Annotated in this window: 12 protein-coding genes and 2 pseudogenes; 13 read left to right on the top strand and 1 reads right to left on the bottom strand. The window is 31.5% G+C overall.

Features of this window, described 5'->3' with window-relative positions; translation table 11 throughout:
- Nucleotides 1–7 precede the first annotated feature (7 nt).
- The 10 genes and pseudogenes from VJY32_RS02435 (at nucleotide 8) to VJY32_RS02390 (ending at nucleotide 13,376) form a co-directional block, all read left to right on the top strand.
- Nucleotides 8–880 carry a sulfurtransferase gene (locus VJY32_RS02435; protein WP_353676283.1) on the top strand — a complete coding sequence of 291 codons (873 nt, stop codon included), beginning with the start codon at nucleotides 8–10 and terminating at the stop codon, nucleotides 878–880.
- A gap of 401 nt (nucleotides 881–1,281) precedes the next feature.
- Nucleotides 1,282–2,337 carry an aldose epimerase family protein gene (locus VJY32_RS02430; protein ID WP_353676282.1) on the top strand — a complete coding sequence of 352 codons (1,056 nt, stop codon included), beginning with the start codon at nucleotides 1,282–1,284 and terminating at the stop codon, nucleotides 2,335–2,337.
- 26 nt (nucleotides 2,338–2,363) lie between these two features.
- On the top strand, nucleotides 2,364–4,118 hold the full coding sequence (locus VJY32_RS02425) for a sodium:solute symporter (protein ID WP_353676281.1): 1,755 nt from the start codon (nucleotides 2,364–2,366) through the stop codon (nucleotides 4,116–4,118).
- 17 nt (nucleotides 4,119–4,135) lie between these two features.
- Nucleotides 4,136–5,836 carry a ribulokinase gene (locus VJY32_RS02420; RefSeq protein WP_353676280.1) on the top strand — a complete coding sequence of 567 codons (1,701 nt, stop codon included), beginning with the start codon at nucleotides 4,136–4,138 and terminating at the stop codon, nucleotides 5,834–5,836.
- Between the two features lie 395 nt (nucleotides 5,837–6,231).
- Nucleotides 6,232–8,166: a glycoside hydrolase family 127 protein gene (locus VJY32_RS02415; protein WP_353676279.1), complete on the top strand. Its 1,935-nt coding sequence runs from the start codon at nucleotides 6,232–6,234 to the stop codon at nucleotides 8,164–8,166.
- Between the two features lie 93 nt (nucleotides 8,167–8,259).
- Entirely contained in the window at nucleotides 8,260–9,399 is a 1,140-nt protein-coding gene (locus VJY32_RS02410) for a XylR family transcriptional regulator (RefSeq protein WP_353676278.1), read from the top strand.
- Nucleotides 9,400–10,468: 1,069 nt separating this feature from the next.
- Nucleotides 10,469–11,485, top strand: a complete 1,017-nt coding sequence (locus VJY32_RS02405) for a 6-bladed beta-propeller (protein WP_353676277.1) — start codon at nucleotides 10,469–10,471, stop codon at nucleotides 11,483–11,485.
- A gap of 13 nt (nucleotides 11,486–11,498) precedes the next feature.
- Nucleotides 11,499–11,900, top strand: a pseudogene (locus tag VJY32_RS02400) (MauE/DoxX family redox-associated membrane protein); the annotation flags it as partial.
- A gap of 249 nt (nucleotides 11,901–12,149) precedes the next feature.
- Nucleotides 12,150–12,425: a hypothetical protein gene (locus VJY32_RS02395; protein WP_353676416.1), complete on the top strand. Its 276-nt coding sequence runs from the start codon at nucleotides 12,150–12,152 to the stop codon at nucleotides 12,423–12,425.
- Nucleotides 12,426–12,449: 24 nt separating this feature from the next.
- The gene (locus tag VJY32_RS02390) at nucleotides 12,450–13,376 is read left to right on the top strand and encodes an ABC transporter ATP-binding protein (RefSeq protein ID WP_353676276.1); all 927 of its coding nucleotides are present in this window, start codon (nucleotides 12,450–12,452) and stop codon (nucleotides 13,374–13,376) included.
- 365 nt (nucleotides 13,377–13,741) lie between these two features.
- Here VJY32_RS02390 and VJY32_RS02385 read toward each other — a convergent pair whose 3' ends face one another.
- Nucleotides 13,742–13,921, bottom strand: a complete 180-nt coding sequence (locus VJY32_RS02385; RefSeq protein WP_353676275.1) for a hypothetical protein — start codon at nucleotides 13,919–13,921, stop codon at nucleotides 13,742–13,744.
- Nucleotides 13,922–15,880: 1,959 nt separating this feature from the next.
- Here VJY32_RS02385 and VJY32_RS02380 point away from each other — a divergent pair.
- The 3 genes and pseudogenes from VJY32_RS02380 (at nucleotide 15,881) to VJY32_RS02370 (ending at nucleotide 20,892) form a co-directional block, all read left to right on the top strand.
- Nucleotides 15,881–17,794, top strand: a complete 1,914-nt coding sequence (locus VJY32_RS02380) for an endo-1,4-beta-xylanase (RefSeq protein ID WP_353676274.1) — start codon at nucleotides 15,881–15,883, stop codon at nucleotides 17,792–17,794.
- A gap of 72 nt (nucleotides 17,795–17,866) precedes the next feature.
- Nucleotides 17,867–18,937: pseudogene (locus VJY32_RS02375) on the top strand (alpha/beta hydrolase-fold protein); the annotation flags it as partial.
- Nucleotides 18,938–18,948: 11 nt separating this feature from the next.
- Entirely contained in the window at nucleotides 18,949–20,892 is a 1,944-nt protein-coding gene (locus tag VJY32_RS02370) for a glycoside hydrolase family 97 protein (protein ID WP_353676273.1), read from the top strand.
- Nucleotides 20,893–20,972: the final 80 nt, after the last annotated feature.

The following is a 20,972-nucleotide window of genomic DNA, read 5'->3' as shown; positions in this document are numbered from 1 at the left end:
GATTAAATTGGAATCTGAAATAAAAAAACAATATTTAATCGAAGTTGAAGAATTATTTGAAATATTAGGTAGTAAAGATTTAGTAATAATTGATACAAGAGAACCTGAAGATTATCTCGTCGACCACATACCAGGTGCAATTAATATTTATGAAATATTTACTTATCTATCCACAAAAGAGAATGGTGGATATGATGCAATGAGAAAGAAATTCACCGAACTTTTTGGTAAAGCTGGTATTGATGGAAGTGAAAGAGTAATTGTTTATGAAGATGCAATGGATAATGGATATGGAAGATCTTGCAGAGGTTATTTTTTGTTAAAACATCTTGGACATAAAAATGTAAAAGTATTACATGGCGGATATCAAGCATGGATTGCAAAAAATCTTCCTGTTACACGACAAATTCCTAATGTTGAAGAAAAAATTTTCAATATAAGTATTGATAATTCTATTATCGTTACTCAGGAAGAAATGTTAGAATCATTGACAAATCCAGATATAATAAAATTAGATTGCCGTGACCATGCAGAATGGGTAGGCACAAGTTCTTCGCCATATGGTCCTGATTTTGCTCCAAGGAAAGGCAGAATTCCAGGAGCTAAATGGATTGAATGGTATCAGACGATGTATCATAAAAATTATGTTGCTTATTTCAAAGAACCAGATGAATTGAAAGAAATTTTTTTAAAGTCAGGAATTATTGAAGAAAGTACAGTTTATATTTATTGTTTCAAAGGGGCAAGAACTTCAAATATGTTTATTGCTATGAAGCTCGCTGGAATTAAAAATGTAAAAAATTACTTAGGCTCATGGAATGAATGGTCAAGAAATTTTTCTCTCCCAATAGAAAGAGGTTATCCTAAACCTAAAAAATGAATTTGCAAAGTAATGCATTTAATAGTTCTTATTTTTAAAATCATGTTAGTTATTTCTACTTAAATTTACTCCCAAGTAAAATTTAGTCTCAAAAGTTTTTAATCATTAATTTGTAATTTATTACATCAATAAAAAAAATTGCTTAGTGTTAAATGACTAAATTATTTTTGTCATAATATTCTATTGACTACTTTTGAAATTTATTGTTAATGTTTACAAATAATTTCGTAAATTGGTTATTAAAAGTCGCAATTTGGTTTCTTTATGATTCTTATCTAATATATCATTTATATCATTTAATTAATTAAAAGGGAATTAATAAAATGATTAAGAAAATTATCAGCACGGTATTAATTGTGACTTTTTTATATTCATGTCAAACAAGTAACACGAGGGAAAAAATGATTGACAAAAAATTGTTTGGTACACTTCCAACCGGTGAACAAGTTTTTGTTTACACTCTTACAAACAAGAATGGAATGGAAGCAAAAATTATTAATTATGGAGCTACGATTGTATCATTAACTGCACCTGATAAGAACAATAAGTTCGACGATATTGTAATGGGTTATGATAATCTTGAAGATTATATTAATGGAAAATCTTACTTCGGATGTATTGTAGGTAGATTTGGAAATAGAATTAATAAAGGGAAATTTAAATTAGATGATGTTGAATATCAGTTAACAATTAATGATGGTGTAAATCATTTGCACGGAGGGACAACAGGTTTTAATAAAGTTTTATGGGAAGCTGAACCTATAACAACTGATAGCTCGCAATCTTTAAAGCTTACATATCATAGTAAAGATGGTGAACAGGGATATCCGGGTAATTTAACAATAGAAGTTATTTATACTCTTAATGACAATAATGAAATCATTATAGATTACACTGCAACAACTGATAAACCGACTATTGTAAATCCAACACATCATTCATATTTTAATTTGAGCGGCTCATTTGAAAATACAATTCTAAATCATGAATTGTTTATAGACGCTGATTATCTAACTCCTGTCAATGACCAGTTAATTCCAACTGGTGAATTAATGAAAGTAGAAGGTACTCCATTTGATTTTAAAACTTTTCATAAAATTGGTGAAAGAATTAATCAACAACATCAACAGTTAATTTTTGGAAAAGGATATGACCATAACTGGGTATTAAATAATTTTAATGGCAAAGTAAGAAAGGTTGCAGAATTATTTGAACCAATAAGCGGCAGAGCTATGGAAGTATTAACAGACCAACCTGGAATTCAATTTTATTCTGGTAATTTTCTTAATAGTTCAATTAAAGGGAAAAAGGGTGTAACTTATGATTTTAGAACAGGATTATGTCTTGAAACACAACATTTTCCTGATTCACCGAATCATCCAAATTTTCCATCTGTAGTTTTAAAACCTGGTGAAAAATATACACAAAAAACTATATATCGATTTTTAGTTAAATAATCACATCAAAATAAAAGAGGTCAAATATGGGAGTACTCAGCACAATTGACTGGCTTGTTATAGCCGGTTATTTCGCGATAATTCTTGGTCTTGCATGGTGGGTTATAAAAAGACAAAAGAAAACCTCTGATGGATATTTTTTAGCTGGAAGAAGTTTAGGATGGTTTATTGTAGGTGCTTCAATTTTTGCTTCTAATATCGGTTCAGAACATTTAGTTGGATTGGCTGGTTCAGGAGCTACTGATGGAGTTGCAATGGCTCACTATGAATTGCATGCTTGGTGTTTGCTAATATTAGGATGGATTATGGTTCCTTTTTATTTAAGGTCAAAAGTATTTACTATGCCTGAATTTCTTGAAAAAAGATTTTCACCCAAAGCAAGAATTGTTCTTTCTGGTATTTCTTTGGTAGCATATATATTAACTAAGATTGCAGTTGGAGTTTTTGCAGGTGGAGTTGTTTTTGCTGTCTTGTTGCCAGATATAAATTTTATGGGAATGGATAGTTTCTGGATAGGTTCAATACTTGTAATTATTGTAACTGGAATTTACACAATTCTTGGTGGAATGAGTGCGGTTGCTTATACTGAAGCATTACAAACTATCATTTTAATTATTGGCTCTGCATTAGTTACATTTTTTGGTCTGCAAGCAATTGGTGGCTGGAGTGAACTTAGAGCAATTGTTTCTCCAGAAATGTTCAATCTATGGAAACCGCTTGTTCCACATGGCGTTGAAGGAACCTGGGCACCTGTAAAAGAAGCAGGTAAAATGGCATGGTATTTTAATGATAATTATCCCTGGGTTGGAATGTTATTTTGTGCTCCAATTATTGGTTTGTGGTACTGGACTACAGACCAGTATATTGTTCAAAGAGTATTAGCAGCACCAAATGAAACTCAAGCTCGCCGCGGTACTATTGCAGCTGCATTTTTTAAATTATTACCTGTATTTATATTTATTATCCCTGGTATAATTTGCTATGGCCTTGCAGTTAGTGGAAAGATTCCTTCAATTCAACAAACTTTACTCGATGCTAATGGAAATATTATTCGGGATAACGCTCAGCAAGCATTCCCGTTAATGGTTGCTACTGTTTTACCAATTGGTATAAGAGGGATTGTAGTTGCAGGTCTACTAGCAGCATTAATGAGTTCTCTTGCTGGAGCTTTTAATGCGAGTTCAACTTTATTTACTATTGACTTTTATTCTCGACTTCATCCGAATGCTTCTCAGGAAAGATTGGTATGGGTTGGAAGAGTTGCTACTGCTGTGATGGTTTTAATTGGATTATTATGGTTGCCTGTTATTCGTGGTGGTAAAGGTCTTTATGATTATCTGCAAGGTGTTCAAGCTTATTTAGCTCCTCCAATTTTTGTTGTATTCTTTGCAGGAGTATTTCATAAAAGATTAAATGCAAAGGGTTGTCTGGCTGCTCTTTATACAGGTTTTGCATTAGGTATTTTTAGACTCGCTGTAGATACTCCAGTCAAATTAATTAAAGGATTTCATTACTCCGAAGGTTCATTCCTTTGGATTGTCAATAATATTTATTTCCAATATTACAGCTTATTGATCTTTTTGATAAGTCTAATTGTAATGGTAGCAGTAAGCTATGCTACAGAAGAACCATCGTATGATAAAATAACAGGATTAACATATCAAACAGTTACAGAAGAACATCGTAAAGAATCAAGAGCAAGCTGGAATAAATGGGATGTTATTTTCTCTTCATTAGTAATTATTTTCATACTTATGGCTTATATCTACTTTACAGGTTAATTTTTTGAGAGGTTGATATGAGCAAATATGTTATTGGTCTTGACTTCGGCACAAACTCATGCCGTTCCTTAGTAGTTAGAGTTTCTGATGGAAAAGAAATTGCAAGTCATGTATTTCCATATCCATCTGGAAAAGATGGGGTTATCATTGATTCTGATAACCCCAATCTTGCAAGACAAAATCCAGCAGATTATTTACTAGGCATTGAATCTACAATTAAAGAAGCATTAAAGAAATCAAAAGAAATTGAACCTGATTTTAATAATAATGATGTTATAGGAATTGGTATTGATACAACGGGCAGTAGTCCTATGCCAATTGATGAAAATGGACTGCCAATGTGTTTCAAAGAAAAATACAATGATAATCCAAATGCAATGGTCTGGTTGTGGAAAGACCATACCAGTTTTCAGGAAGCAGAACAAATTACAGAATTAGCATCAAAAATTCGTCCTCAATATTTATCAAAGATTGGTGGTAAATATTCCTCGGAATGGTTCTGGAGCAAAATTCTTCATTGCAAAAATGTTGACCCTGAATTATTCAATGAAACATATAGCTGGGTAGAAATTTGTGATTGGATTCCTGCTGTTTTAATTGGTAAAACGAAACCTGCAGAAATTAAAAGAAGTATTTGTGCTGCTGGTCATAAAGCAATGTATAATTTGCAATGGGGCGGATTACCTGATAAAGAATTTTTAACATCACTTTCTCCCGGCTTGGAACAACTGCGTGATAGATTATACGAAAACACATACAGTGCAGAAAACTTAGCAGGTAATCTTTCTAAAGAATGGGCTGAAAAATTAGGATTATCTGAAAATGTTGCAGTTGCAGTTGGAGCTTTCGATGCTCATATGGGAGCAGTTGGAGCTGGAATTACTGAAGAAACAATGGTAAAAATAATCGGCACAAGTACTTGCGATATCATGGTATGGAATAATCAAAAACCGCTTAAAGATATTGAAGGTGTGTGTGGTATTGTTGATGGTTCTGTTATGAATGGTTATTATGGAATTGAAGCAGGTCAATCTGCAGTAGGTGATATTTTGTTGTGGTTCGTAAATTATCTTACTCCAGAAAAATATGGTTCATCAGTTGAAGAAAAATTTATTAATCTCGAAAAAGCTGCCTCGGAATTATTACCCGGTGAATCTGGTTTATTAGCTCTTGATTGGAATAATGGGAATAGAACGATTCTTGTTGATGTACGTTTATCAGGATTGTTAATTGGTCAAACACTACATACTACACCACATGAAATTTACCGTGCATTAATTGAAGCTACTGCCTTTGGTGCTTTAACTATAATTGATAGAATTGAAGAATATGGGGTTAAAATTAAGGATGTAGTTAATTGTGGTGGTCTTGCAGTTAAAAATCCATTAATGATGCAGATTTATGCAGATGTAATTGGAAGACCAATGAAAATTTCTAAGAGCGAACAAACTCCTGCATTAGGCGCAGCAATTTTTGCTGCTGTGGCTGCCGGAAAACAAAATGGCGGATATGATTCTGTAAAAGATGCTCAAGCAGCAATGACCAGTTTAAGTAAAACTTATTACCCAAATGAAGAATATCATAAAACTTATAAAAAACTTTATGCATTATATCGTCAACTTCACGATGCCTTTGGTACTAAAAATTGGAATGGCTCATTGTTCAATGTAATGAAAGAATTGCTCGATATTCGTGATGAAGTAAGAATGAAAAAATAAAAAATAATTAATTGAGACTTCTGAAAAATTTAATGTATTAATTTTTGTGTATACAGAAATCCATTGATTATTAAATAAATTCTTGCTGGATTTCATATAGCAGCGAAAATAAAAGTCAATTCGAAATCTATTTTTAGAAGTTATTATTATTTGTTGTATTAAATATATGTTTAATTATCTGTATATCTATTTTCGTAAATGAGAGTTTGATTGAACCAATACAGTCTTTTTAAAGTCGCAAATTGTTCTTTTTTTTATCCTCGTATTTTTTGTGCCCAGTATAAATAGTTCTTAGAAAAATTTATGTAAGCTATCTTACAAATCAGTTCTTCTTAAATCCTGTAAAAAGACTTTTACAAATGAAATTAAAAACTATAAATGAGACAAGATATGAAATGAAAAAATTATTATCATTATTTGTTATTTCAACATCATTAATTTTTTCTCAGGATTATTCAAAATATTTGCACTATCCGATATTACCTGTTAATATTAAAAATATTGTTCTTCATGATAATTTCTGGTTGCCTAAAATTAGAGTTATTCAAGATACTACTATAAAATATGCATTTGACAAATGTGATAAAGAAGGACGCATAGAAAACTTTTTAGTTGCAGGTGGTAAAAAGAAAGGAACATATAAGGGTAAAATGCCTTTTGATGATACAGATTTATATAAAATTATTGAAGGTGCTTCGTATTCTTTAATGAATAAGTATGACAAAGATTTAGATGCATATTTAGATTCTATAATTGCTATAATTAAAGTTGGTCAGGAAGAAGATGGATATATTACAACATGGTTTACAATTAATCGTGAAAAGCCACCTGCTTGGTGGGTAAAACCTTCCAAAACAAGATGGGAAAATGAAATCAGCAGTCATGAATTATATAATAGTGGTCATTTATTTGAAGCTGCTGCAGCACATTATTGGGCAACTGGTAAACGAAATTTTTTAGATATTGCAATTAAAAATGCTAATCTGTTAGTTGATAATTTCGGGCCTGGTAAATTAAGAACACCACCTGGGCATCAAATTGTTGAGACCGGCCTAATTAAACTTTATCAAATTACTCGTGATGCTAAGTATCTTCAACTTGCAAAATTTTTTCTTGACATTAGAGGAGATTCTACTACACATAAATTATATGGTGATTATAGTCAGGACCATTTGCCTGTTACAAAACAAACAGAAGCAGTGGGACACGCTGTAAGAGCTTTATATATGTATGCGGGAATGACTGACATTGCTGTAATGTATAATGATACTGATTATCTAAATGCTGTTAAAAAGATTTGGGAAAATATTATTAATAAAAAAATGTATATCACTGGCGGACTGGGTTCAAGACATGAAGGAGAATCTTTTGGTAAAGATTATGAACTTCCTAATCTCACAGCTTATAACGAAACATGTGCTGCAATCGCAAGTGTTTACTGGAATCATAGATTATTTCTTTTAACAGGCGAATCAAAATTTTATGATATCATTGAAAGAACTCTTTATAACGGATTAATTGCAGGTATATCTTTAGACGGCAAAAATTTTTTCTATCCCAATCCTCTTGAGTCAGATGGTAAATTTGAATTTAACATGGGTTCTTGTACAAGACAACCATGGTTTGATTGTTCATGTTGTCCAACAAATTTAATTCGATTTATCCCTTCAATTCCTGAATTAATTTATGCAAAGCATAATGATAGCCTTTACATAAATTTATTTGTCGCAAGCTCTGTGCAATTATTAATTAATGGCAAAAAAATTAATTTAGACCAGCAAACAAATTATCCTTGGGATGAAAATATAAGTATTTTTGTTAATCCAGATGAAGAACAAACTTTTACACTGAAAATTCGTTTGCCAGGTTGGGCATTAAACAAACCTCTGCCTGGAGATTTATATTCTTACTTGAATGTTTTTTCTAATGGCATTAAAATGAAAATTAATGGTAAAGAAGAAGATATTAAATTAAATAAAGGTTATATCGAAATATCAAAAAAATGGCATAAGGGAGATAATATAGAACTCAATTTACCAATGATGGTTCGGAAAGTTATAGCAAATGAAAAAGTTAAAGACGACAGCAACAAAGTGGCATTTGAATATGGTCCGATTGTATATTGTGCCGAAGAAATTGATAATAAAAATATTGATGAAATTTACATTCCCAGCAATTTAATTTTTTATAAAGAAGATATGAATATTTCAGGAGAAAAATTTATTTCATTAAAAACAAAGATTGATGAATCTGAGATTAAACTAATACCTTATTATGTATGGTCAAATAGGGGAATTGGAAAGATGAAAGTATGGTTTGATAGAAAATAAAAATTTATTTTTATGTTAGAAATTATTCACATCAATTTTGATAGATACAAAAACATTATTAAAATGGTCTTGATTATGTGAGACAGTTCGAAGATGAAAAGAATTCTATTACTTCTTGAAACATCAAGAGCATTTGGTAGACAATTAATTATTGGTATCACAAGATATTCAAAATTACATGGTCCCTGGTCATTTTATAAAGAACCAATTGATTTAAAATCATCTGTGCCACATTTAAAAAACTGGAATCCTGATGGTATAATTATGAGGGATTCCTTAATTACGAAAGAACTTTTAAAACTGAAAAAGCCTACTATACTTGCAATTCATGATTCGAAATATCCGAAAGATTTACCAGTGATAAAAACTGATTCCTACTCAATTGCAAAAATAGCAGCAGAGCATTTTATAGAAAAAGGATTTAAATATTTTGCATTCTGCGGTTTTGATAATTATGACTGGTCAATCGGACGCAAATTTTATTTTAATAAATTTATTAACGATGCAGGTTTCAAAACTTATAACTACACGCCACCCAAAAAAACAAAAAATAATTACTCGAAAATTGAGCAACAACATTTAATCAAATGGATTCAATCATTACCAAAACCTGTTGGAATATTTGCATGTAATGATGACCGTGGACAGCATATTCTTGAAGTATGCAAGTTGATAAATATCAAAGTGCCTGATGATGTTGCAGTTGTTGGAGTAGACAATGACCCAATGGTTTGTGAATTAAGTGACCCGCCGCTTACAAGTATTGCATTAAATGTCGAAGCGGCAGGTTTTGAAGCTGCTAAGTTAATGGATTACATGATTGAAAATAAAAAGACTTATAGTGAATATATTTTAGTATTTCCAACTCATATCGTTCAAAGACAATCAACTGATATACTTGCAGTTGATGATAGTGAAGTAGCAAAAGCAATTCAGTTTATTAAAATTAATGCAAAAAATAAAATCAAGGTGAAAGATGTTGTTAACTCAACATGTTTGAGCAGAAGAACACTTGAGAGGAGATTTAAGAGGATTATCAATAGAACAATTTATAATCAAATTCAACATGAAAGAATAGAATTAATTTCCAAACTTCTTATCGAAACAGACCTCCCAATTTGTGAAATTACTTCATTATTTAGTTTTACCGATGCAGAACATATTTCAAGATATTTTAAGAGAGAAAAAGGAATTGGATTAAGAGAGTTTCGCAAACTTCATCAACCACATTAGTCTCACTTAAAAATTTATTTTACAAATAAATCGATTTATAAAAATCTTTTCATGTTTTAACTTACAGTAACACTCACATAAAAATTGATTTATTAATCATTACTTAGTAGCATAAATAATTTGTTATGCAAAATCAATTTCTTCCATAGCTGTAAAATTTGTGTTAAAGAAAAATTAATCTTTAAGGATGTGTTGTTACTTTTAGTAATAGAGGAAGATGCTTAAGAATTCTTAATTAATATTAGAGTTCTGTGATTTTTTATAAGAATCAAGTGGTAATATCTTAAGATTACTTTTATAATTACAGTATCTTTGCGAATATGTACAAATAAGTGTTTTTCTGTGTGCAATTTTTTTAAATAAATCTTACTTTTTTACAATCCCATCAAATTCTTGCGTATTCTATTAAGTAATTATTTTTTTATTTCAAGTGCAGAATCCTCGGGTAATAATTTGATAAAATTTTTCTTGACAAAAAAAAATTATTCAATAAGTTTTTAGCAAGTATTTGAGGGTACTTTTGAAAAATCAAAAAGCATATACTACTTTTACAAAAATTTGGTTAATTACGATTAATTATTTCTTCCAACATCATCGAGTTAAATAGCTTGACAAAGTATGTGTGTCAGAGTAAGTTATTGATTAATAAAATTTATTTAAAAAAATTGGAATGATATCCTGCAACTACGATTCAAGATATTGTTCCTTAAATAATTAATTCCTGCAGTATAATTAATTGGTATGAAATTTAAAAACCAACAGCCGATTAAATACAATTGTTTTTTACAGGAGGTGTAAAATGAAAAAGATAGTATTAATACTAGTTATTAGTTTATTTGCAACAGTTAATTATGCCAAACCTGCATATTGTTTGACTGCACTTGGAAATTGAAATGCTTGGTGTGAAGAACAGTATGACTGGTTTGAGTATCCAATGAGAGTTGGCTGTAAAACTGGATGTGCAATTGGATATATAACTTGTTAAAATCAAAATTATCATATTTATTATCGTGAATCAATTAAATCCAAAAATCGGCTGTTGGTGTTAATTTTAATCAAGGAGGCTTATATGAAAATCCAGTTAATGGCAATTTTCATTTTAATTTTCTTCTATTCTTGCGTTGACTACAAAAAAGATGAAATATATACCAGATCAAATGATTCAATTGAACATAAAAGGTATACTGGGAAAAATGTTAAATACTTATTTTCTATCGGGAATGATTCAGCAGTTGTTTTTTATAATGTTAGTTCTATTCATATAAATAATAACAATAAAACGTTGCTAATCTTGGATAGAGGAGGTTATAAACTACACATATTTAATCTAGAAGGGAATCTGTTAAAGTCAATTGGTAATAAAGGAAGAGGTCCCAGTGAATTTATGAGCCCAGTATTTTGTAGTAATACAACCGATTATATTATAGTTACAGAGCAGTTTATTCCGGTAGCACACTTGTTTGATAAAGATTATCAATATGTTAAAGATATAATATTGCCACTACATCCAATCGAAATCGGTTCTTATGATAATGAAGTAATCATTTTGGGTACAGAAGCAAATTCTAGCAACTTAAAAATAGGAAGATTTTCAATGAAGACTTTAAAAATCGAAGAAGCTCAAATTCCATTACAAATGCCTTACAAAATAGAATTTGAAAAGAAAGACGAACTAACAGAACTAATTTGGAAATCAGTTAACTTAGCAATTTTAGGTAACAAATTATTTCTCGCATATAACTATCAAAACAAACTAATGTGTTATGACAATGGAGCTATAAGCTGGGAAAAGACTTTTGATTTTCTACCTAATTATTCAAAACATATAAAGAGCGGGGACATACTACTTCCTGAAGAAAAACTAATACAAGATATTGATTATGATAATAAAGGTAATATATATGTTCTTTTTGGAGAAAACAGCAAATATCCAAATAGATTAATTAAAGTTTTTGATAGTAGTGGCAATGAACTCAAGGAGATTATACTAGATTACGAGTCAAAATCAATAAAAATATTTAATTCACATAAAATTTTTTGCTTAGATAAAAACAAAATTTTTATTCACTGTTTTAATCTTTTATAATAGGCCCTCAAAGATGTTAACACATGAAATAAATTATAATAAATATAAAAGTGTCTTTATAAAGATATCTTCATATATAATAGCGTTTACACTATTTTTTTCGATATTACTTAAAATCCATTCTTGGACTAATTACAATATTTCTATTCAGAATATGTTTATTTTTAATTTTTTACCCTATCCAACTCTTATAGCTTTTATTATAATTATAATTGAATTTTTAATTGCAATTTCTTTAGTGTTTTTTTACAAGAAAAAAATTACATCGTTGTTTAGCTTTGGTTTGTTTTGTGTATTTATTGTTATTATTATTATAGAATCGAAGCAAGGGAATTTTATAAATAATTGTCCTTGTTTAGGGAATATTGAATTGCCTTTGGTTTTACACATTCAGTTAAACATAGTACTTTCATGTTTATCCTCTGTTAATTTTTTGCTTCTAAGCAAAGTAACCACTCGAAAAATAATTTTATTTTTGGTTTTTTATTTGATTATGATTAATATTTTATCACTTTCGATATTTAAGGAAGTAAACACTTCGGAGCTTTCCTTTGTAAAGATTCACAAATTAAATAGTATATTAACTGATGAGAAAATAATTTCTACTGAAATTGAGTATTTATTTCTTATAAATCTATCTGACATAAATTGCATGAATTGTGTAATGACAATAGATACTTTTATTAATATTTTATCCGAAAATGAAAACTTAGCAAGTAGAACTTTAGTTTTAGTAACTCATCCTGATAAGATTTTTGGTGAAAGACGTTGTATCGGATGGATAAAAAACCAACCTCAAAATATCAAAATAAAATACATTGACTTTAAAAAGATAAAAGAAACAAATATTTTTAATTCAATATTGTTAATATATGAAGGTGGTAGAATTAATAGCTATTATACTTTGCCTTTTAATCCCACAAAAATATTAATTAAATAATAAGGATGGAGTAAGCGAGCACTGATGCAGAATGAATTCATTATAAGAGTGGAATCAGTAAGTAAAATTTTTAAAAAGAAAAACATTATCATAAATGCTTTAGATCTAGTTTCATTAAAGATAAAAAAAGGAGAAATTTTTGCGTTAATCGGACCAAATGGGGCTGGAAAAACAACATTAATAAAGTTGATGTTGAATTTTATTTTCCCAACTAAAGGAAATATTTTTATTCATAATTATTCAGTTTCATCAAAAGCATCAAGAAAATATTTAGGATATGTTCCTGAAGAAATTAAATTTCCATTTAAGTTCAGTGCTTTTTCGTTCCTTAAGCAATTCGTAAGAGTCAGCGGTTCTGAATTGATATCTCCCAAAGAACATATACTATACTTATTACATAAACTCAATCTTAAGGAAAGTACACATTCAATTAACAACTTTTCTAAAGGCATGAAAAAGAGATTAAGTATTGCTTACGCTTTACTTACTAATCCAGATATATTAATTCTGGATGAACCTACCGATGGTCTTGATCCTATGGAAAGAAAAACAATAATGAATATGATTTTAGATTTTAAAAGCAATGGTGGAACCGTATTTTTATGTTCACACATACTTACAGAAGTAGAAAAACTTTGCGATAAATTTGCGATTATTCAAAAAGGTAAAATTATTTATGAGGGTATAAAAGAAGAATTTGAATACAATGGATTTCAAGTGAAATTTATTAATCAGAATTATGACAATACTATAAGCAATATTATTAATAGGTTCGTTATTGAATATGATGGTCATGAAGGAAAAGCATTTGCGCTTAATGAAACCGAATTATCAGAACTTCTGTTAGCATTAGCTCAAAATAAATTTACAGTTACAGAAATTATATCTAAGAAAGATAGTTTGGAATCGATTTATTTTAATTATTTGAAAGATAAGGGTGAAAAAAGATAAGGGTGAAAAATGATTAATATTTATAAAATTATGGTAAATCAAATATGCATATTAATTAATTCAATGTATTTTAAAGTGTTTATACTCTCTCTTTTGGTAATATTATCTATCATTTTATCCGGCATTACTAGTAGAAATTTAGAAAATGGATATATCTTATCGGTATGGGGTAATGAAATAGTCAACTTTGAAAGTGATTTTTTAAAATTATACTTATCATTTATTTTTTTAGTCATTTTTATTATTGTTTTCCCGATTGCATTTGCCCATAATATTCATAATATAACGACAATCGACTATGCAAATATTTATCTATCACGTTCTATTACAAGGGTTGAATTACTTTTAGGTATCTTATTAGCGTTTTATTTTGTCTTTTTATTATTAACCCTTTTATTTGTTTTAATTATAATGATATACTTCTGGGTAATTACTGGGATAAAATTCCTAAATATATTTATTTTATTTATACCTTTTCTTTTTTTATTTCTTTCTTCATTTACTTTTTTAAGTGCTTTAATTATTATAACTAATTCTATTGGCAATGCAACTCTTCTATATGTAATTTATGTTTTTGTGGTAAGTGGTTTATTCAGTCATGCTGGCGTCTCTTCCACATTACTCATAAATATATTGTCATTCATCGTACCTCCCATTTCACAAACTCTTGAAAATATGGAACGAGAATTCTTTATAAATATCTTAAGATCCTTAACATCATTATTAATATCTTTATCAGTTTCATTATTTATATACCAAAGAAAAGAATTTTATAATTAAAAAAATATAAAGTATTTTCTAACCTGCCTTACCACCCAGCCGCGTTTTCATTGTGGCAGAGCCAAGTTTTCGGTTTAAGTTAAAAAAAATAAGGTATTGAATTTAACTTTGTTATATTAAATAAATTTATTATAAGATTTAGGGTTTATTTTTCCATTTCGTCGGTAATGTTCTGTTGGACAGGTGAAAAACAACACAATTATAACATATGAGGTAAAATATGCAAATACAATTTTCTGGCAGATATGCAGCACAAGTTATTTATGAATTCAAGGAAGATTGGGACAAAATATTCTCTGAAACTAAAAGGTTAGTTTCGGAATGCGTACCGCAGAGCCACAATCAATCCTGCAAATTATCGATGAGTTAACTGATTAAATGTGTTTAACCCTTTCTACAAGCTGACTGCATCTTCAATCCAGTCGTTAGAGTTAATCTTAATTGGTTGATAAAATTTAGTTATTATTTGAATATACAAAATAAATTTGTAATAATTATTGGTACTCATTTTTACTAAAAAGGAGTCACTAATGCAAGAACTACAGAGCTATTTCGAAAGTCGACTTAAAAACATCATCATATACAACTTAAGGAGGTAATCATTAAAAGTATTCTAAAGATATATTTTATATTGCCTGAACGGCTTTTTTTCTTCATAATATTTGGGCTGTTATATTATGACCTGAACATATTTAATACTTCATGATATAAAATTTCATAAGATTGTACACAGCAACTGGCAGTATTGCTAACCAATATAGAACTATTGGATTATTAGTGATAATTGTTGAGCTATTAAGTAGTTCAGAAAATAAATTTAGTCATGGTATTATTCTAAATATTTCTTCTTCTTTTAACATTATTAGCTTTACTTATTTCTATACTAAAAATATCTTGCATAGAGTTATCTAAAACAGAAAAAGCACAATAACCGGTTGAACAATATATTCAGAGTTTTCTCTGATGATTTTATGTAATTGTTGTGTAGCAAAGTTTGCATAGTTAAGTGAGTTTTTTTGTTTAATAATTATTTTAATAAATAATCTTGCTTCTAGTTGTCATCCTTGTTTCTGTTATTATAAAAAACTGTTGCGGTTAAATTTTTATCAGCAAATCAGTAAGTATACCTAGATAAAAAATTTCGCTAACATCATCAGCACAATTAATTGTCGCTATCTGGTTTGTTTTTGACAATGTATGGTTACACATCATTTTATTCTTTCTTTATATTAATATAATGTAAATTGAGTTCATGCATGAAAAATATTCATATAAAATGTGGGCAAAATTTTTTCAGTTAAAACAAGAAATTATAAAAGATATAAAAATTAGCTTTGTAAAATATACGAAGTAAATATAATTCTAAATTTATTTTAAGGGTTTTTAATACTTAGGCAAGTACTAACACAATATTAATGATAATTTATAATGTTCACTCAAGACTGATAGTTTAATGTAACAAAGGCTATTGAATTGAAAAAGGTCATGTTAATTTCTGTTATAATTAAATAAATATAATTATTGTTTTTGAAAATAATGTTAACACTAATTCAACATTAGTATACTATGATGTAATAACATTTTGTAGAAATTTTGAGTGAATATTTATAAAAAGTATAAGTAATATTTAAGATTTCCGTATTGCGATTTAAGTATTCTGCATTAGCAATATATTTTTAATAATTTATCCATCCCTGGAATTGTTAAAAAACAAAGGGTGATTTATGAAACAGTTTGTTCTTATTTGTGCTTTTATAATTTTCAATATTATTTCTAATGCTCAAAATTTAGAAAGACAAGCTCCTCCTACAGGTTATGACAGTGAAAGGAAAGATATCCCACACGGTAAAATAGACACTATTTACTACGAATCAAAAACCGTTGGAACTACACGAAGGGCAATTGTTTATACTCCTCCCGATTACTCAAATGATAAAAAATACCCTGTCCTTTACCTATTGCATGGTATTGGAGGAGATGAAACGGAATGGCTGAAAGGTGCTCAACCGCAAGTCATATTCGATAATCTATATGCAGACAAAAAAATGGAACCGATGATTGTCGTGATGCCCAATGGTAGAGCCATGAAAGATGATCGAGCCACCGGGAATATTTTTGATAGCGTTAAGGTTCAAGCATTTGCCAATTTCGAAAAAGATTTGCTCAACGATTTAATCCCATTCATAGAAAGAACGTTTCCAGTGATTTTAGATCGTGAGCATCGTGCAATTGCTGGACTATCTATGGGTGGAGGTCAATCGCTCAATTTTGGGTTGGGCAATCTTGATAAGTTTGCATGGATTGGTGGTTTCTCATCAGCACCAAATACAAAAAAACCTGAAGAGCTTTTCCCCGACATAGAAAAAGCTAAACATCAAATAAAGTTGCTCTTCATTTCGTGTGGTGATAAAGACAACTTGTTACCATTTAGTCAAAGAACTCATGAATACGCTCAATCAAAACAAATTCCACATTTTTATTATATCATTCCGGATGGAAATCACGATTTCAATGTTTGGAAAGAAAGCCTATATCAATTTGTTCAATTACTTTTCAAACCAAAATCTACATCGAAGAAATCTCAAACGCTAAAGGATGCTTTTGCTGGAAAATTTTTCATTGGCACCGCCATGAATACATTTCAGATTACTGAACAAGATACGGCGTCGGTGAGGGTCATCAAAGAACACTTTAACGCAATTGTAGCCGAAAATTGCATGAAGAGCGGTCCTCTGCAACCACAGGAAGGAGTTTTCGACTTTACTCTTGCCGATAAATTTGTTGAATTTGGAATAAAAAATAACATGCACATAACGGGACACTGCCTTATTTGGCATTCACAAGCACCTCGCTGGTTCTTTACCGATAGTTTGGGAAAAGATGTTACTCCGGAAGTACTGAAAGAACGTATGAAAAAACATATCTATACTGTAGTAGGACGTTATAAAGGGAAAATTAAAGGCTGGGATGTTGTTAACGAAGCTATTGAAGATGACGGCTCGTTCAGAAAAAGCAAGTTTTATCAAATACTTGGAGAAGATTACATTAAATATGCTTTCCAATATGCCCACGAAGCTGACCCTGATTGTGAACTTTACTATAACGATTATTCAGAAGCTATACCTGCGAAAAGAGACGGAATAGTTCGAATGATTAAAAAATTATTAGATCAAGGTATAAGAGTCGATGCCATTGGTTTACAGTGTCATTCGGCGCTCGATTACCCTAATCTTGATGACTATGAAAAAGCCATTCAGGCGTACGCATCGCTAGGAGTTAAAGTGATGATAACAGAAATGGATATTAGTGTGCTCCCAACTCCTGAATGGGGCCGGGGTGCCGACATAGCTACCAATGTTGTCTATCAAGAAAAGTTTAATCCATTCACTAAGGGATTACCTGATTCAGTACGCATTGCGTTTGAAAACCGTTATCTCGACTTTTTTAAACTGTTTTTAAAATACGATGACTACATTACTCGTGTAACTCTGTGGGGAGTCAACGATGCATATTCATGGAAGAACAATTTCCCTGTCAGAGGACGTACCGACTACCCACTGCTTTTCGACAGGAATAATCAGCCAAAACCGATAGTATATAAACTCATTGATTTATCAAATACATATCAAAAGAATTAAGTTTAATATTAAGTAAGTCTATTGTTGATGAAAAAAATCTTTTTATATATAGTCCTATGCTTTCTTACACCATTTGTCAATGCACAGGAAATGACACAACCAGCTGAGACAACGGTTCGCTGGGCTAAATATCCAAGTGTATCTTCATCAGGGAAAGCTACTTTCAGTATAAAAGCTCCTGAAGCACAGAAAGTACAACTTGATTTAGGGCACAAATACGATATGATAAAAAATAGTGATGGCACTTGGGAAGTAACTACCGACTCTCTCTCTGAAGGATTTCATTACTATTCAATAATCATCGATGGAGTAGCTGTTTGTGATCCTTCAAGTGAGGCGTTCTACGGCATGGGACGCATGGCAAGCGGAATTGAAGTACCTTATAAAAATTGGGACTACTGCGAAGTAAAAGATGTTCCGCACGGTGACATTCGAATAAAAAGGTACTATTCGAAATTGACTCGTTCCTGGCGAAGCTTTTATTTGTATGCTCCTCCTGGATATGATCAGAATACCAAAGAAAAATACCCTGTGTTGTACATTCTTCATGGTGGTGGAGAAGACCAGCGAGGATGGGCTCAACAAGGAAAAACTGATTTGATTATAGACAATCTCATTGCCGAAAAGAAGACAGTTCCAATGATCATTGTGATGGTGGATGGCAATATGCCGATACGGGCATTTGGAGAAGATGGATTGAGACTTTTCGAAACTGAGTTAAAAGAAAGTGTCATTCATTTTGTTGAAAAAAATTACAGAGTGAAAAGTGGAGCAAGATACAGAGCCCTGGCAGGTTTATCCATGGGAGGAATTCAAACTCTATACGCTGGTATGCGAAATACCGATATGTTTGCTTATCTTGGCGTATTCAGCTCTGGCTGGATTATGCCAATGCAAAAGGATCTTGCCGATCGACAATACAAGTATATTGCGAATAATAAGGAGAAAATTAAATCCAACCTGAGACTGCTCTGGATTGGAATGGGTGGCAAAGAAGACATCGCATGGCAAAATTGCCAGATGATGCTCAAAAAATTTGATGAGCTAGGCATAGCATATCAGTACAGCGAATATCCAGGTGGACATACCTGGCCTGTGTGGAGAAATAATCTTTATAATTTTGCGCAATTAATTTTTAAATAAGGGAGAATAAAATGATAGGAAGACATATAAAATGGGTGCTTGTAATTCCGATAATTTTATGCTCAAGTAGAAATTTGTACTCAGAACCTTACACTGTGAAAAGCCCGGATAAAAAAATATCCGTTGCATTCTGGCTCACTCCGCAAGGTGAGCCTGTTTATTCTGTTTCTCACTCAGGATCTCTATTTTTGAAAGAATCAAAATTAGGTATTGTCAGGAATGATGGGGATTTTTCAAGAAGCCTTTCCCTTGATTCCGTCTCAAATGAAATGACTGTTTCTGATAATTACACATTGCACCACGGGAAGAGACGGCAATGCAGTTACGTTGCAAACAAGCGGACGTTTTATTTGAAGAACAAGGATTCAAAACGAATTGAAATTATCTTTCAGGTTTCTAATGATGGGGTTGCTTTTAGATATTATTTCCCTGAAAAGAGCGATACGGTAGTCAAGGTATTTAAAGAGCTTACATCCTTTCACTTTGATCTTTCGACAAAAGCTTTTCTCCAGCCCTGTCCAGATGCTCGTACAGGTTGGTGTTTTACGCAGCCATCGTATGAAGAATATTACCAAATAAATATCCCAGTAGGTACAATCGCGCCGTATCAAGCTGGATGGGTCATGCCGGCACTTTTTCATTATGGTAAGTTCTGGATGTGTATCACAGAAACAGCTGTAGATACGAATTATTGCGGCTCACGCTTGAGTCAATTTTCTCCAGACGGTGAGTATACGATTCAATTTCCTCAACCACAGGAATGCAGGTCCGGCGAACCCTATTTGCCAGAATCCAAGTTGCCGTGGTATACGCCATGGCGTATTATTGCTCTTGCGGAGAATTTGGCTGGGTTGGTTGAATCAACCTTAGGAACAGATTTAGCAAATCCTGCTCAGTATGATGTTTCCTCGTGGCTCGAGCCTGGCATTGCTTCGTGGAGCTGGGTGATTCTGAAAGATGATTCCACTGTGTACAGCGCTCAACGCCGATACATTGATTTTGCTTCTTCCATGAACTGGAGATATTGCCTCATTGACGCATTCTGGGACAAACAAATTGGCTATGAAAAAATAAAGGAACTCGCAGATTATGCAAGGACGAAAAATGTGAAAATTTTGTTGTGGTATAACTCATCTGGCGACTGGAATTCAACAACACTTACGCCACGCGACAAGTTGCTTACTCAAGAACAGAGATACGCTGAGTTTCAGAAATTGAAAGAGATGGGAATTGCAGGCATAAAAGTCGATTTCTTCGGCGGCGACGGACAATCGATGATGAAATATTACATCGATATATTAAAAGATGCTGCAAAATTTAAACTTGCGGTAAATTTCCACGGGTGCAACTATCCCAGAGGATGGCACAGAACCTATCCTAATTTGGTGAGTATGGAAGGAATAAGAGGTGAAGAGTATGTGACGTTCGGACAGTACTTTGCAGATAATCAGCCGTGGCATTGCACAGTAATTCCGTTTACCCGAAATCTTTTCGACCCGATGGATTTTACGCCAGTGAATTTCTCAGGCATTCCGAATATCCAGCGCAGAACCACAGGAGGTTTTGAAATAGCTCTCTCTGTTTTGTATACATCGGGTATACAGCACATAGCTGAAACACCGGATGGAATGGCAAAGCAGGAGGATTTTGTTATAGAATTCATACGCACTGTCCCGAACGTATGGGACGATGTGAAATTTATCGATGGATATCCGGGCAAGTTTGTGGTACTGGCAAGAAAGAAAGGAGATACGTGGTACATTGCTGGAATTAACGGTGAAAACTCCGAACGTGTTGTTGATCTGAATGTTTCATTCCTTGGCAAAAAGTCAAAAGGTTTTATGATTACAGATTCTGAAGATGGAAACCGTTTTGTGAAGAAAAATGTGAATCTATCGAAACCTTTAAAAATAAAGTTTCACCCTTACGGCGGATTTGTGATTCAAACTTTTTAGAATATGGAATATGATAGCTAAATTGGTGTCCAGAATGGAATCGAAAAAAATTGAAGAGGATGTTTGATTTTGTGTATAAC

It is taken from the genome of Rosettibacter primus, from assembly GCF_036860675.1.
GTDB lineage: Bacteria > Bacteroidota > Ignavibacteria > Ignavibacteriales > Melioribacteraceae > Rosettibacter > Rosettibacter primus.
The sequence above is the reverse complement of the archived record's forward strand: the minus strand, read 5'-3'. Positions and strand labels throughout refer to the sequence as shown.

Coding starts and splice junctions, on each gene's coding strand:
- VJY32_RS02415 (WP_353676279.1), top strand. CDS start 6,232: ATGAAAAAATTATTATCATTATTTGTTATTTCAACATCATTAATTTTT.
- VJY32_RS02420 (WP_353676280.1), top strand. CDS start 4,136: ATGAGCAAATATGTTATTGGTCTTGACTTCGGCACAAACTCATGCCGT.
- VJY32_RS02390 (WP_353676276.1), top strand. CDS start 12,450: ATGCAGAATGAATTCATTATAAGAGTGGAATCAGTAAGTAAAATTTTT.
- VJY32_RS02405 (WP_353676277.1), top strand. CDS start 10,469: ATGAAAATCCAGTTAATGGCAATTTTCATTTTAATTTTCTTCTATTCT.
- VJY32_RS02370 (WP_353676273.1), top strand. CDS start 18,949: ATGATAGGAAGACATATAAAATGGGTGCTTGTAATTCCGATAATTTTA.
- VJY32_RS02395 (WP_353676416.1), top strand. CDS start 12,150: ATGACAATAGATACTTTTATTAATATTTTATCCGAAAATGAAAACTTA.
- VJY32_RS02380 (WP_353676274.1), top strand. CDS start 15,881: ATGAAACAGTTTGTTCTTATTTGTGCTTTTATAATTTTCAATATTATT.
- VJY32_RS02430 (WP_353676282.1), top strand. CDS start 1,282: ATGATTGACAAAAAATTGTTTGGTACACTTCCAACCGGTGAACAAGTT.
- VJY32_RS02425 (WP_353676281.1), top strand. CDS start 2,364: ATGGGAGTACTCAGCACAATTGACTGGCTTGTTATAGCCGGTTATTTC.
- VJY32_RS02410 (WP_353676278.1), top strand. CDS start 8,260: ATGAAAAGAATTCTATTACTTCTTGAAACATCAAGAGCATTTGGTAGA.